This is a genomic window from Nitrosomonas aestuarii (genome assembly GCF_003046585.1).
GTDB lineage: Bacteria > Pseudomonadota > Gammaproteobacteria > Burkholderiales > Nitrosomonadaceae > Nitrosomonas > Nitrosomonas aestuarii.
Window position 1 is genome coordinate 1 of sequence record NZ_QAAE01000004.1, and the last position, 14,419, is coordinate 14,419.

Annotated in this window: 14 protein-coding genes and 5 tRNA genes; 4 read left to right on the forward strand and 15 right to left on the reverse strand. The window is 41.7% G+C overall.

The genetic code is table 11. The features are described from left to right. From C8R11_RS04610 to C8R11_RS04635, 6 genes are all read right to left on the reverse strand, one after another. Window positions 1-140, reverse strand: a 140-nt coding sequence (locus C8R11_RS04610; RefSeq protein WP_244907558.1) for a GTP-binding protein, incomplete at its 3' end; no start/stop codon positions are given. A gap of 50 nt (window positions 141-190) precedes the next feature. Beyond that, a tRNA-Thr gene (locus C8R11_RS04615) sits at window positions 191-265 on the reverse strand. Between the two features lie 38 nt (window positions 266-303). Beyond that, a tRNA-Gly gene (locus C8R11_RS04620) sits at window positions 304-377 on the reverse strand. A gap of 99 nt (window positions 378-476) precedes the next feature. Continuing rightward, window positions 477-561 (reverse strand) — tRNA-Tyr (locus C8R11_RS04625). Window positions 562-682: 121 nt separating this feature from the next. Then, window positions 683-1,660 (reverse strand): ABC transporter permease, encoded by a 978-nt coding sequence (locus C8R11_RS04630; RefSeq protein WP_107794693.1) that lies wholly within the window; start codon window positions 1,658-1,660, stop codon window positions 683-685. A 9-nt stretch (window positions 1,661-1,669) separates the two neighbouring features. Next, the gene (locus tag C8R11_RS04635) at window positions 1,670-3,898 is read right to left on the reverse strand and encodes an ABC transporter substrate-binding protein (RefSeq protein ID WP_107794853.1); all 2,229 of its coding nucleotides are present in this window, start codon (window positions 3,896-3,898) and stop codon (window positions 1,670-1,672) included. Between the two features lie 214 nt (window positions 3,899-4,112). Between C8R11_RS04635 and fabI the strand changes: the two genes are divergently transcribed. After that, a complete protein-coding gene (gene fabI / locus C8R11_RS04640) occupies window positions 4,113-4,898 on the forward strand; it encodes an enoyl-ACP reductase FabI (RefSeq protein WP_107794694.1) in 786 nt (261 codons plus the stop codon). Between the two features lie 58 nt (window positions 4,899-4,956). Here fabI and C8R11_RS04645 read toward each other — a convergent pair whose 3' ends face one another. The 9 genes from C8R11_RS04645 to C8R11_RS04685 all read right to left on the reverse strand — a co-directional run bounded on the left by C8R11_RS04645 (window position 4,957) and on the right by C8R11_RS04685 (window position 10,426). Then, window positions 4,957-6,837 carry a SurA N-terminal domain-containing protein gene (locus C8R11_RS04645; protein ID WP_107794695.1) on the reverse strand — a complete coding sequence of 627 codons (1,881 nt, stop codon included), beginning with the start codon at window positions 6,835-6,837 and terminating at the stop codon, window positions 4,957-4,959. Between the two features lie 161 nt (window positions 6,838-6,998). Next, window positions 6,999-7,075, reverse strand: a tRNA-Asp gene (locus tag C8R11_RS04650). 26 nt (window positions 7,076-7,101) lie between these two features. After that, a tRNA-Val gene (locus C8R11_RS04655) sits at window positions 7,102-7,177 on the reverse strand. Window positions 7,178-7,196: 19 nt separating this feature from the next. Further along, window positions 7,197-7,469 carry an HU family DNA-binding protein gene (locus C8R11_RS04660; RefSeq protein ID WP_090702016.1) on the reverse strand — a complete coding sequence of 91 codons (273 nt, stop codon included), beginning with the start codon at window positions 7,467-7,469 and terminating at the stop codon, window positions 7,197-7,199. A gap of 239 nt (window positions 7,470-7,708) precedes the next feature. Further along, window positions 7,709-8,698, reverse strand: a complete 990-nt coding sequence (locus C8R11_RS04665) for an NAD(P)H-dependent glycerol-3-phosphate dehydrogenase (protein WP_107794696.1) — start codon at window positions 8,696-8,698, stop codon at window positions 7,709-7,711. Next, complete coding sequence (locus C8R11_RS04670; protein WP_244907542.1) at window positions 8,695-9,207, reverse strand: SH3 domain-containing protein; 513 nt, start codon at window positions 9,205-9,207, stop codon at window positions 8,695-8,697. The genes C8R11_RS04665 and C8R11_RS04670 overlap by 4 nt, the downstream gene beginning before the upstream one ends. Before the next feature lie 21 nt (window positions 9,208-9,228). Beyond that, entirely contained in the window at window positions 9,229-9,684 is a 456-nt protein-coding gene (gene secB / locus C8R11_RS04675; RefSeq protein ID WP_107794698.1) for a protein-export chaperone SecB, read from the reverse strand. A gap of 43 nt (window positions 9,685-9,727) precedes the next feature. Further along, a complete protein-coding gene (gene grxC, locus C8R11_RS04680; RefSeq protein ID WP_090702023.1) occupies window positions 9,728-9,985 on the reverse strand; it encodes a glutaredoxin 3 in 258 nt (85 codons plus the stop codon). Window positions 9,986-9,988: 3 nt separating this feature from the next. Next, window positions 9,989-10,426: a rhodanese-like domain-containing protein gene (locus tag C8R11_RS04685; protein ID WP_090702026.1), complete on the reverse strand. Its 438-nt coding sequence runs from the start codon at window positions 10,424-10,426 to the stop codon at window positions 9,989-9,991. Between the two features lie 357 nt (window positions 10,427-10,783). On the opposite strand from C8R11_RS04685, the gene gpmA reads away from it, so the two are divergent. The 3 genes from gpmA to C8R11_RS04700 all read left to right on the forward strand — a co-directional run bounded on the left by gpmA (window position 10,784) and on the right by C8R11_RS04700 (window position 14,406). Then, entirely contained in the window at window positions 10,784-11,533 is a 750-nt protein-coding gene (gene gpmA, locus C8R11_RS04690) for a 2,3-diphosphoglycerate-dependent phosphoglycerate mutase (protein WP_107794699.1), read from the forward strand. A gap of 135 nt (window positions 11,534-11,668) precedes the next feature. Continuing rightward, window positions 11,669-12,814 carry a murein hydrolase activator EnvC family protein gene (locus tag C8R11_RS04695; RefSeq protein ID WP_244907543.1) on the forward strand — a complete coding sequence of 382 codons (1,146 nt, stop codon included), beginning with the start codon at window positions 11,669-11,671 and terminating at the stop codon, window positions 12,812-12,814. 176 nt (window positions 12,815-12,990) lie between these two features. After that, complete coding sequence (locus tag C8R11_RS04700) at window positions 12,991-14,406, forward strand: S41 family peptidase (RefSeq protein ID WP_107794701.1); 1,416 nt, start codon at window positions 12,991-12,993, stop codon at window positions 14,404-14,406. Window positions 14,407-14,419: the final 13 nt, after the last annotated feature.

Consider the following 14,419-nt stretch of genomic DNA (forward strand, 5'->3'; position numbering starts at 1 on the left):
TAGCTTTTTGACTCTCCCCCAAATTTTGATGTCAGTATTGTAGTAATTGCCGCCGTCAGCGTGGTCTTACCATGATCCACATGCCCAATTGTACCTACATTCACATGCGGCTTTGAACGCTCAAACTTGCTTTTTGCCATGACCTGCTCCTTCTCAGCTTACTATTTTAATCCAATATGTTTACTAACTCTGGAGCCCATGGCCAGAATTGAACTGGCGACCTCTCCCTTACCAAGGGAGTGCTCTACCACTGAGCTACATGGGCAATCATTATCATCTAAGTTAAATACCCATAACCCCAATTGGAGCGGGTGAAGGGAATCGAACCCTCATCGTAAGCTTGGAAGGCTTCTGCTCTACCATTGAGCTACACCCGCACACATTCAAAAAGGAGCTAATTCTAGCCACTAAAAATGTAAATGGCATGCAACTCCACTCTGTTCACTATCGCTTTTATCCTGCTTTTGATTCCCATTTGGTGGAGGGGGAAGGATTCGAACCTTCGAAGGCTGAGCCGTCAGATTTACAGTCTGATCCCTTTGACCGCTCGGGAACCCCTCCAAACGAAACCGGTGATTATGAATATATCCTGGCAATAAGTCAAATACTTATTGTACACATTTAGCAGATTAAGCGCCGTGGTTTTGAAAATCACTTCGATGCCTAGATTTAATACACCTGATTAACTGAGACGTATCCGAGGATCAACCAAAGTGTATGAAATATCTGTCAAGATCAAACCCACTATATAGAGCAGTGACCCCAGAAAAACCATGGCTCTGACCACTGCAAAATCCTGCGAATTTATGGCATCAATCGTATAGCTTCCCAACCCTGGTATTCCAAAAAAGGATTCGACAATCAAGCTGCCCAAAAACAATAATGGAACAATAACAACTGCTCCCGTCAGTATCGGAATCAATGCATTCTTTAGCACATGTTTGAATAACACCAGATGTTCTGGCAATCCTTTTGCTCTTGCAGTACGCACGTATTCCTTTCCCATTTCTTCGAGAAAAATTGTTCGATACCATCGAGTATTTGCGCCCGCACTGCTAATAACACCAATAATCACTGGCAAAATCAGAAATTTGGTTGCATCGAGTCCGGTAGAAAACCCAGAAATTGGGACTAAATGCCACAATTTACTTACCAGGAACTGCCCCCCAATGATATAAAAAAGACCGGATATTGACATTAAGGCAACACACAGAACCACGCCCCAAAAATCGATATAAGTTGAACGAAAGAAAACCATTATCAAGGCAAAGATAATATATGTAAATAACCCCAAAACAAAGACGGGGAGAGCGATTGCAAAGCTTGGCAGCATACGCGATCTAATTTCGTAACCTATATCACGCCCCTCATCTGAAATTCCGAAATCAAAAGCAAACATCGCAATCGATTTTTCAAAGAATATTGTATGTGTAAGTTTATCTAATCCGTCCTGCGCTTGGTCAAATAACAAAGGCTTATGATAACCGCGCTCAACTTTCCATTTTTCAATTGCTTCCGGCGTTACATACTTAATACCAAGCTGCATGCGTGCCATATCATCAGGCGTATTCACCACAAAAAATAATGTGAATGTAAGTAGATTTACGCCAACAAGAATCGGTACAGCGTAGAGAATGCGGCGAAAGATATAACTCAGCATAAATGCAACTTAACTCGACTTTGGCTGTAACTTTTTAATGCCCATACTACTTTCATGACGACGATAAACTGCAACTGCAGGTATTAAATTTATCACGATGATAACAAACGCAAGCACGAGAGGCCATAAAACCGGTTCATTCCATTCCCGTCGCTTTTGCTCTCTTAGGTCCGAGTCAATGCGGTAGTACTTTACATTATTATTTGAAATTCGATTTGGTTTTACATTTTTATACCAGGCATGATAAAGCCCATATTCCTTTGGATGATAACCCCACAACCAGGGTGCATCGAAACGCAATATTTCCACCATACGGTCAATGATCTCCTGGCGTCCGGGGCCATTATCCATATTCTTCATTTGCTCAAACAGCTGATCGTATACCGGATTGTCATAGTTAGCTGCATTATTTGCAGCATTTCCACTACTATTTCCAACTTTTCTTTGTGGCCCATACAGTAAAAATAGAAAATTTTCTGGGTCTGGATAATCCGCATGCCATCCCCATTCAAAAATCTGCGCATTCCCTTTTCGAATTTTATCCTGAAAACGATTATAGTCTGTACTTCGTACAACCAATTGAATATTTAATTTCTGGAATTGTTTGCGCATCCAGTCAAGAAATGAACGATCTTCAGCACTGCGTGCAGTTACATCAAAATACAAAACAAGTGGCACACCTGTTTCCTGGTCAATCCCGTTCGGATAACCCGCTTCAGCAAGCAAATGACGAGCAACTTGTATCGACTTACGCTGCGGACCATTGTTGATCCAATCGTAGACAACCGGATTTATCCCTTCCCGACCATGGCGAAAACCCGGCATTCCCGGCGCTATTGGGCCATGTGCCGGCAACCCCCGTCCATTGGCAAAAATTGATATATATTCCTCATAATCAACAGCAATGGATATCGCCTGCCTGAGTTTACGCGCAGAAACGCGTGTTTTCTCAGACGTACCCCCTACAGTTGGGTCTAACATATTGAAGCCGATATAAAAAGTAGAAACTGCCACGGTTGTCTCAAGGCGTATACCTTGCTCCGCCATAGCTTCGGTTACCGTTGCCTCACCCTGCCCTACTAATTGTACCGCCTGATCAAAGCTGTCGGAACCGATTCCGGATGCATCATAATATCCTTGTAAAAATTTGTTCCATCTAGGTATGCCTTCTCTTTCACGCGTATATACAATTTTGTCTATAAAAGGGATGGACTTGCCTGCATCTCTCAGCAACCCATTTTCATAATCAGCAGGCATGCCGTCTTCAGGATAGAATTCCCCGTGAAAATTTGGATTTTTTTCCAGTACCATGCGCAAATTTGGATTATTTTCGGTCAGCATATATGGCCCTGTCCCGACAGGATACCAATCCAATGTAATATTTTTCTCAATTAAACCTTGTTGCGAATAAAATAAATCAGCTTCCCAAGGAATGGGAGCAAAAAAAGGCATCGCCAACCAATAAATAAATTGTGGATATTTTCCATTTATTTTTATTCGATACGTATAATCATCTACTACATCCACACCTTCAAGTGGATACTTATTAAGATTTAAAAAATCCCCGCTTTCCTTAAATCCGCTCTGCACATTCCTTAGAACATTTGAATAATCGCGCAACCCTACAATATAATCTGCCATTAGTCCGTAAATTGGTGAATGCAACTTAGGATGGGCCAGTCGCTTTATCTGATACGCATAATCATGCGCTGTTAATTCACGCGTTCCGGTTTCAGGAAAATCAGATAATCGGTAAACAGCCGCAAGCGCCTCTTCGTTCAACTGGTGATATAACCATCCACTTTGCACATGTGTTGCAAATGCCGGATGCGGTTGATAAAAAATTCCCGGTTTAATAGAGATTTCATATTGCGTATAGGCAATAGCATCCGCGTCTACATCGTCCGGCAATGGGCAATCATGATGATCATAATAAGTAATCACTGGCATTTCTACGGATGTATAAGGCATCAATGTAAAGGGTCGCTTTAAATAATGATATTGTAAGGGCGGTTGGTAGATCTGCGCCGTAAACTGTATTTCGTTTGCGCTATATGATTGCACCGGATCGAGATGCTTGGGGCGTTCCGTAAAAACGTTATAAAGAATATTCTTGCCCGTATCTGAAGTTCGATATGGATTATTCCAAACCATCTGACCACAAGCAGCCAACTGAATCAAAGCAGCAGATGTCAGGCAAAAAATTACTACCTTTATTTTGTTTTTACACAACTTCATCATGATAAAACTTTTTATTAAATGGTTTTCACGAAAATCAGAGTCCAAACAAACGAGAAAGAAGCAAATCACTTTTCATCTTTCATTCAGTGTATATAGTTTTCTGAAACCGAATCAATTTAAATTTTGAAATATTAAAATTCATTCGGCTCATTCAATTGGCTGATAGCTTCGGCTATAATTTACGATTACAAAAAAATTTACAAGGAATTTTATGGGATTTCTCAATAATAAACGCGTTCTCATTACCGGATTACTGAGCAATCGCTCAATTGCATATGGCATTGCCAAAGCCATGCAACGTGAAGGCGCAACATTGGCCTTCACTTACCAAGGTGAAGAAGTTCGCGACAGAATTGAAAAATTAGCAAATGAACTTGGCAGCAATTTATTGTTTCGATGTGATGTTACCAGTGACAGCGAAATCACAAAATGTTTTGATGATTTACAGAATCATTGGGATAGTCTGGATTCCATTATCCATTCCATCGCTTTTGCACCACGGGAAGCCCTCACAGGCGATTATCTGGAAAGTGTCAATCGCGAAGCTTTTCGTATCGCACATGATGTCAGTGCATATAGCTTTTCTGCGCTTGCAAAAGCAGGGTTACCCCTTATGCAAAATCGAAATGCTTCATTGCTGACACTCAGTTACTTGGGCGCAGTACGTGTCATGCCGAATTATAATGTCATGGGATTGGCAAAAGCTAGTCTTGAAGCCAATGTACGTTTTATGGCCTCGAGTTTGGGTCCCAAAGGAATTCGTGTTAATGCAATATCGGCAGGTCCCATCAAAACACTTGCAGCAGCCGGGATTGGAAATTTTGGTAAGTTATTAGGATACACCGAAAAAGTCTCACCTTTACGACGTAATGTCACAACCGAAGAAGTCGGCAACGTCGCGGCCTTCTTATGTAGCGATCTGGCAAGCGGAATTACAGGTGAAATAACTTATGTAGACGCCGGATTTAACACCGTGGCTTTTGATCTCAGTGATTAGAAAAAAACTTCATATAATTTTGCCACGTATCTTGGAAACGATACCTGGCAAAATATTTTCAGTAACTGTCGCGTTTAATGGTTACATCATAACGCTGTCTGATGCCACCCAGATAAGAAGACATTTCTTCTTGCGTGATCATTTGTTGTAACTGGTGACTAAAATTCATACGTTTTTCTTTGTCCGTCATTTCAGGTTCAATAACATCTGTTATACGTATCAGGCTATAGCCTCCCTGTGGATTTTTACCCCCCGTATAGGTCGGTAGCATATCGACGTCTGCTTGAAAAATTGTACGTATGACTTCTTGACTCAAGCCTTGAGGTTGCATATACGACACTTGTTTGGATTCACCCCAATCAATTGCAACATCCTCTCCCGCCAGTAAGCTTTCAAGCTTTGCCTGACCTTCTTCAATCGCCATGTCTGCAGCTTTCTGTTTTTTAAGGCGACCGACAATCTCATCACGAACAATGGACAACGATTGCGCTGTTGCTTCCCGATGCTCTAAAACTCGCGCGGACACCAGAGTATCAGGCATAACTTCGATAGCTTCGGTATTACGTTTATCGAAAAGTACATCGTCAGAAAAAATTGCGCTCAACAATTTTTCATTAGCCAAAATAGCGGGCTCTGTTGAATTTTTATCGACCCAGTCACTTTGTTGTATTGTCAATTCAAATTTTTCGGCTGCAGGCTGAAGACTGTCACTTTGTTCATAGACGGTATTGCTAAAATCTTCCGAAGCCTCGCCAAAAACACTGCTGACCATCTGCATCTTCAACTTTCTCTCAATCTGTTCACGCACCTCATTCAAGTCAGCAATTTTTGCCTTCTTAATTTCATCCAGTTGGATAATATGAAAACCAAAATCAGTCTCCACCAATCCACGAATCTCGTCTGGCTGCATTTGAAAAATCTCGTCTTCAAAAGCCTTGACCATCACACCTCGCCCGAAAAAACCTAAGTCACCGCCTCGGCTTGCAGAACCTGGATCATCTGAAAAATTTTCAGCAAACTCCGAAAACTGTTCAGGACGCTGCAAAACTTGCTCCAGAATACCTTCTGCTTTCCCACGCACTGCCTGTTTTTCATCATCCGGCGCTGTTGATGCAACAGCTAATAAAATGTGACTTGCTTTTCGCTCTTCAGGCTGGCCAAATTCCGCTTGGTGTTCATCGTAATAATTCTGAATAGCATCGCCACTTACGGGTTCGTTTTCAGCCAGCGATTCAAGTGATAGTACTAAATATTCAACCCGCACACGCTCAGGTAGAAAAAATTCGGACTGGCGTGCATCATAATAGTCTTTAATGTCGCTCTCGGCAGGCTCAATCTGCGACAGAAAATCCTCTGGCATGATCTGCGCTTGACTGATTTCTCTTTGCACTTCACTCAAATACATGACCTTGCTGACAGCCGTGTCCGAAATGAAAGTGTTTTCACTATATCCATCGAGAAGCTGCTGCAAAAGTAGCTCCTGGCGCACACGTGACTCAAAGGCAACCGGGTTCAGTCCTTCATTACGTAAAAAAGCTTCATATTGCTTTTTTGAAAATTTATTATCCAACTGAAATTCCGGGATCTGACTGATTTCGTTAACCAACTGCGAATCCAAGACAGTAAAGCCATTATTCACAGCTTCACGAAACAACAAACGTTGCTGAATCAAACGTTCGAGCACTGAATCTCTGAGTTCATAACTATCCAGCATTACATTATCAAAATTACCGCCAAACATGGCGCGCAAGCGCGCCTGGTGATCCCGCAATGCCTGTTCAAACTCGCGACGTTGTATTTCCTCTCCATCGACCACAGCGACATAGCCTTCTCCGCTTTCACTGCGATAAGACTGAACACCCCAAAACATGAACGGCAATACCGCCAACAATAGAACAAACTGAACAATACGTTTTTTACGGTTTACAAAATCAAACACTGTTATAAAAATCCGATATGATGAACGAATGAAAAATTTGGCTGGATAAAGTTCTCAGATTGCCTTAGATTGAAAACAACAGATCTGGCGCTAATGCTAAAAAAACACCTCAATCAAACCTGAAACTGGTTCTATGAGGCGCATTCATATAGAAGCATTCTTGGCGGAGTGGACGGGACTCGAACCCGCGACCCCCGGCGTGACAGGCCGGTATTCTAACCAACTGAACTACCACTCCAAACATATCAACTTCTTTTTTTGTACTGGTGGGTGCTGACGGGATCGAACCGCCGACATTCGCCTTGTAAGGGCGACGCTCTACCAGCTGAGCTAAGCACCCCTCTCTTAAAGAAAGGCCGCTAGTTTACTGCATCTTTAAGTGCTTTACCAGCACTAAATTTAGGAACCTTCGCTGCCTTGATTTTGATGGCCGCACCTGTACGTGGATTTCGGCCAGTACGGGCCGCCCGCTTACCCACCTTAAAAGTTCCAAATCCGACTAAAGTAACAGTGTCATTATTTTTTAGTGCAGATGTTATTGCCGATAATGCACCATCTAATGCGCTACCAGCGGTAGCTTTTGTGATGTCAGCAGATTTCGCTATTGCTTCTACGAGTTCGGATTTGTTCATATAATTCCCCTTCTAAAGTTTATTGGTAATTAAATCACAAGCAATTACTGCACAAACGCACTTATATCAAGCCATCTGCACGAGGTCAAGAGATTACATCACTCTCACAAAAAAATAAATCCGCAGCCGTAGCCATATTGCATTGATACAGCAATCTTAGCGCCCGAAGCACTCTCAAATAAACAAGGAGATAGCACCATACGCAAATATTTTTTAATTTATGTAAAAAAAAGAGCCATTTAATATATTTCTGCCTTTGGTTCCCGATTTAACAAATTCTCTACTGCCGCTCTTGCCGGCACATTTTCGTGTAAAATGCTGCAGACTGCCTCTGTTATCGGCATTCCCACGTTTAATTTTCTGCTTAATTGCAATACGGCCCTCGCTGTATAAACACCCTCCGCAACATGGCCTAGGGTATTTAAAATATCAGACAATGGCTTTCCCTCCGCCAGCAAAAGTCCAACACGCCGATTCCTGGATAAGTCGCCAGTACATGTCAACAATAAATCACCCACACCAGCCAGTCCCATAAACGTTTCCATTTTTCCACCAAGTTCGAGCCCTAAACGTGTAATCTCCATTAAACCACGCGTAATGAGTGCAGCGCGAGCATTATGACCAAACCCCATGCCATCGGATATCCCGGCAGCAATCGTAATGACATTTTTAATAGCGCCGCCAGTTTCCACACCTACAACATCCTGGCTTGTATAAATCCGTAAGTTTGTGCTGTGCAACTGGCTTGCAATGTCACGAGCAAAACAGTCATCTTCAGATGCCAGTGTCAGTGCAGTGGGCAGGCCTTGTGCCACTTCTTTAGCAAAACTCGGGCCCGAAATGACACCGCACGAAATATTACTTGGATATACTTCTTTAACAATCTGATGCGGCAATTTGGCGGCTTCCGATTCAAAACCTTTACATCCCCAGATAACAGGTACCTTCTTTTCGATTTTTGTGATGCTTTGTAAAGTCTCGCGAAAACCGGCTATTGGGACAACAATTAACGCAAGCTCTGCGGCCTCCAAAGCTTCATGTATCGATGCAGTAAGACGCAACGTCTCCGGTAATGGAAAGTCCGGAAAAAAACTTAAATTAATACGGTGGGAAATCAGCTCTGAAAAATGATTTGAATCCTTTGTCCATAATGTAACCTGATGTCGGGCTGACAGGTTGATTGCCAGTGCTGTACCCCATGCACCGGCACCCAGAATGGCAATATTCATGCACCCCAAACCTGATTAGTTTTGATGTAACCACTTTGTCCGTCTCGATGACGCACTTTTATCCATCCGGGTATATCGGAATTAAGCCATTCCATAACGACACTTTTCTGAGCTTGAAAAACCAACTCGGAGGTCTCATCCGCCAATTGAAAAATATCGGCCACAGGAACCGTTACGATGACAAAACGCTGCTCGCTCAGCGCTTTCTTCTCCACCCAGGCTAGACCGCCGCTGCTATCACGCACCTTTGCCCAGCCTTCAACATTCACTACAGCTTCAACTGGCAAATTTGAGCTTGCAACAAATAATTTACCGGACTTTACTGAGGGCGCGTCATACATAATGGTTGCATTCTCGGCAATTGAAAGAAAATCTATACCGGCAACTGACTTATGTGGCCAAATAACCAGCATAACGATCAAAGAGATACCGAGAACAAAGTCACGAATATCAGATTCATCCATCAATCGAAGAATCCTGTCTCTTTTATTCTGCAAATATTTATGCATGTTTACTAACATCATATGGTTTTATTGCTTTGTTTCAGATGATTCTGATCCTGCCCGCTGCTCGCTTTGATAATAGATGGCTTCAAAATTGACGGGATTCAGGATCACAGGTGGAAATCCGGCACGGGTTACCGTATCTGAAACGGTTTCTCTTAAATAAGGAAACAGAATATTAGGACAACCTATACCTAAAACCGGTGCTATTTCTTTCTCAGGTACATTTCGTATTCTGAATATACCCGCTTGATGTACTTCTACCAGAAACATTACCTTATCTTTAACTTTGGCAGTGACTGTCACCATTACCTGTACTTCATAGAGACCCTCGTCTATCGTCTGATTTTTTGTATTGAGCTGAAGATTAACCTGCGGCGCTTCACGCTCAAGAAAAATACCTGGCGCATTTGGTATTTCAAGTGACAAATCACTTACATAAATTTTTTCTATATTAAAAGCCGGCTGCTGTTGTTCACTCATATGTTATTATTTTGACCATGAAATTTTAATTTAAATGATGTTTTCAAGATACCAGCAAAGGCATCAATTCCCCTTTATGATCCAATCGCGCCAGATCATCATATCCGCCAATATGTTTCTCGCCAATATAGATCTGCGGAACTGTTCTACGACCCGTTTTCGCCATCATTTTATTGCGTTGCTCCGGATCCAAATCAATCCGTATTTTTTCTATTTCTTCAACACCTTTGGCATGCAATAGATTTTCAGCCATTTTGCAATAAGGGCAGAACCCTGTTGTATACATTATTACCTTGCTCATTTTTTATCTCTTGACGATAGGTAGACTCGCGCGTTTCCAGGCATCAATACCGCCCATCAGATTATGCACTTGACCAAAACCATTTTTATATAAAACATTGCTTGCATGATTAGATCGTATACCACTCTTATAAATTACGACAATGGGTTTTTCTTTAAATTTTGTCAATTCCACCCAGCGTTCTTCAATCTTCCCAGTTGGAATATGCTTTGAATTGGGCAAGTGTCCTGCTGCAAATTCACTTTCATCTCTGACATCCAGCACTACGGCATCTTCATAATTAATCAATTCTATAGCCTTGCGCGTATCAATTTCTTTAGTCCCCCGTTTTCCCACAGCAGGCCAAATCAACATTGCAGTACTGACAATTGCAGCAATAACAAAAAAAATATTTTCTATTCTCAGTAAAAAATAATCTTGAAATATTGATGACTCTTCCATAAATACTCTTTTTCCTTGTGTTTGTATTATTACCAGATTTTAGCAGAAACCAGCACTATTAACCGTGGATGCATATTAACATCAAGAATGAGATTTGATCTCATTTTTCACTCGCAAAAAAATTCATCAAATTTTACCTATTCTTCTTTATACCCTTCATTTTTCCATATTTTCCACAGCGCGATAACTTACTTTTATTCACAGCTCCTTCTCTCTTCTGTAATTTGTTGTATTGATCACAAAACAATTTAAGTATACAAAAATTTTTCGTTCCAAAAATCAGATAGATGCTGCGTTAAACAGTAATATATATTAAAATAATGAATTACGCTTTTCAAAAAAGAACGCAAAAACAACATGAAAAAAATCGTCCTTCTTCGACATGGAGAAAGTATCTGGAATAAAGAAAATCGATTTACCGGCTGGACAGATGTTGATTTAACGCCAAAAGGGGTTGAAGAAGCCCGAAATGCAGGTAGGGTACTACGCGATAACGGATTCAATTTTGACATCGCATACACTTCAGTACTCAAACGTGCGATACGAACCCTGTGGATCTCACTCGATGAAATGGATCTGATGTGGCTTCCCATTCACAACACCTGGCGGCTAAATGAACGGCACTATGGCGCTTTACAGGGACTGAACAAAGCTGAGACAGCCGCTCAATATGGTGATGAACAGGTTTTAACCTGGCGGCGCAGTTACGATACCAGGCCTCCCGAATTATCTATTGATGACGAGCGCTATCCCGGATCAGACGTACGCTATAAACAACTTTCCCATTCAGAATTACCACGCACAGAGTGTCTTAAAGATACCGTTGCAAGATTCCTCCCCTACTGGAAAAAAATAATAGCACCGCAAGTCCAATCAGGAAAAAACATTATTATCACGGCACATGGAAATTCCTTACGTGCGCTCATAAAATATCTTGACAACATCTCGGATCAGGATATATTAAATTGCAATATCCCCACGGGCATTCCATTAATTTATGAACTTGATGATCATTTAAGTCCTGTTCGCAACTATTACCTGGGAGAGCAATCCTTGATACAGGAAGCAATGCAAAAAGTTGCTAACCAGGGCAAATCTACCGGATAATCAGCAAGCACCGCCACACATACAGACAGTAGCAATTTACCATTAGTATAAGGTCATTAAGTATTCATATATTAATACTTGAAATCAATCCAGCCCATAAACAGAATGTGTAATCAGCTTCAGAAGTTGGTTCTAGTGTCTATCACGATATTGCTCTGCTCATCAGGTGCAATTGCTGACAACCAAAAAAAGCTTGAAACGTTACGCAATCGCATAAATTCATTGCAGATGGATTTAGCAGCACATGAAAAAGTAAAGCAAAATGCCGCAGACGCGCTCCAGGACACAGAACGATCCATCAGCAACATCAACCGAAAACTCCTTGGGTTAAGAAAAAACAAACAGCAACTTGATGATGAACTGAAACAACTTCAGACGAAATATCATCGACTAAATGATGATCTTGAAAAAAACCATGATCAATTGGACGCACTGCTTTTTCAGCAGTACCTGGGAAACGAGCAAAACTATTTACGCGCGCTGCTCAATCAACAAAGTCCAAATCAAACTGCACGTGATATGTATTACTATCGGCAATTATCCAAATCACGTTTTGAAAGTATCAACAGTCTTCGTGACAACCTAAATCAGCTCCAAACGCTCGCTCAGTCCGCACGACAGAAAAAAAAACAAATACTCACCCTGCAAACTGAATATAGCAAGCAAAATAAAAAACTAGCACAAGAAAAATTAAAACATAAAACGATACTTGCGAATGTATCCAAAGAAATCACCCAGCAACAAAACGAAATCAGCAAGCTTGAGCAAGATGAAAATCGGATTGCAAAATTAGTTGAAGAAATCAATAAATTACTAAAACAGAAAAACAACAAAGACGCGCTTTACAACACACGAATTCCAGACGCTACAAATCAGAATGCCGCCTTTAATACACTTAAGGGCAAGCTTATTCTTCCTGTACGCGGGAAACTTGTGAACCGTTTTGGTGGTCAACGTTCAGGTAGACACATAAAATGGAAAGGCCTTTTTATCAGCTCACCCAGCGGCAGTGATGTAAAAGCAATCGCAAAGGGGCGTGTTGTTTTTGCTGACTGGCTGCGCGGCTTTGGAAACTTGCTCATTATTGACCATTCGCATGACTATATGAGTCTATATGGTAATAATGAAGCACTGTTGAAGCAGGTAGGCGATATCGTGCGCAGTGGCGATACCGTCGCTACGGTCGGTAATAGCGGCGGCAATCCTGACTTCGGTCTGTATTTTGAACTGCGTCATAAAGGAAAAGCATTTGACCCATTGACCTGGATAAAAATAGAATAATTCATTGAAACCAGATAAAACATACACGAATATGTTGTTTATGAAAGATAAGCGGACACTTTCTCTATGTTTTTAATGTATCATCAATAGCATGAATGTTATAAATTTATAGTTCTGTTATTGATAAATTGTAATTTTAATCACTCAAAATTCGTTAAGTGCGGAGACACAGCATCATGAGTAACATAATTAAAAAAGCAGGTTTAGTTTTTGTTGGCGCAATCACAGGTGTGATGCTCAGCTTGAATTTTTCTGCCATTGCTAAAAAAGATTCAGTAGAAGCCGTTCATCCGCTACCTATCGAAGAATTACGCACGTTTGCGCAGGTATTCGGACGCATAAAAAGTGACTATGTCGAATCAGTGGAAGACAAGCGATTGATCACTGAAGCCATCTACGGAATGCTGGTTGGCCTTGATCCACATTCATCCTATCTCGACAAGGATGAATTCAAAGAATTGCAAATCGGTACGCATGGCGAATTTGGCGGTCTGGGAATTCAAGTTACCATGGAAGATGGGCTGGTAAAAGTAATTTCTCCCATTGAGGATACGCCTGCGTTTCGAGCCGGCATCCAGACAGGCGATCTGATCGTTAAACTGGATGATACCGCAGTTAAAGGCATGACTCTGACCGAAGCCATTAAACTCATGCGCGGAAAACCTAAAACTTCGATCATCATTACGATTGTAAGGGAAGGTGAAAAAGAACCTTTGGTTTTTACGCTGGTACGCGACATCATTAAAATTCAAAGTGTCAAATCCAAGCTGATAGAGCCTGGCTTTGCTTATATCCGCATTACACAGTTTCAGGAACATACCGGGGAAAATCTAGCGCAGGCAATTAAAACGCTTTTTTCCGAGAGCAGCACACCCATGCAAGGTCTCATTCTAGATTTACGCAATGATCCGGGTGGCTTATTAAACGGTGCAGTAGCCGTTTCATCCGCTTTTCTTCCTAAAAACGCGCTGGTTGTTTACACGGAAGGACGCACTGCGGATGCAAAAATGCGATTACACGCCAATCCTGAGTATTATCTGCGCGGACATGGCAGAGATTATCTGCATGATTTACCATCCGAAGTCAAAACTGTACCCATGATTACACTGGTTAACGGTGGCTCAGCTTCAGCCTCTGAAATTGTTGCGGGTGCGCTGCAGGATCATAAACGGTCTGTCGTCATGGGCTCACAAACGTTTGGCAAGGGATCCGTACAGACTGTACTGCCATTAGGTAATGATACTGCAATAAAACTAACGACCGCTCTTTACTATACACCCAACGGACATTCCATTCAGGCGACCGGTATTACTCCTGACATTTTGGATGAATCCGAAAACGATGACGATCAGCGTGTGCGTGAAGCAGACCTAAATCGCCATATCGCGAATGGCAAAAAAGGTGAAAAAAAACCTGAGACAGAAAAGGCTGCACAAAAATCAACGAATAAGCCTAAAAAAGAAAACAGTAAAAAGAATACAGGTCCTATTGAATTCGGCTCCAGCGAGGACCAGTTACTCACTCAAGCTATGAATTACTTTAAAGGCATTACCACGTCGCCTGAGAAAAAAGGCGAGAAATCTGACGGTTAAACATCACAAAAAA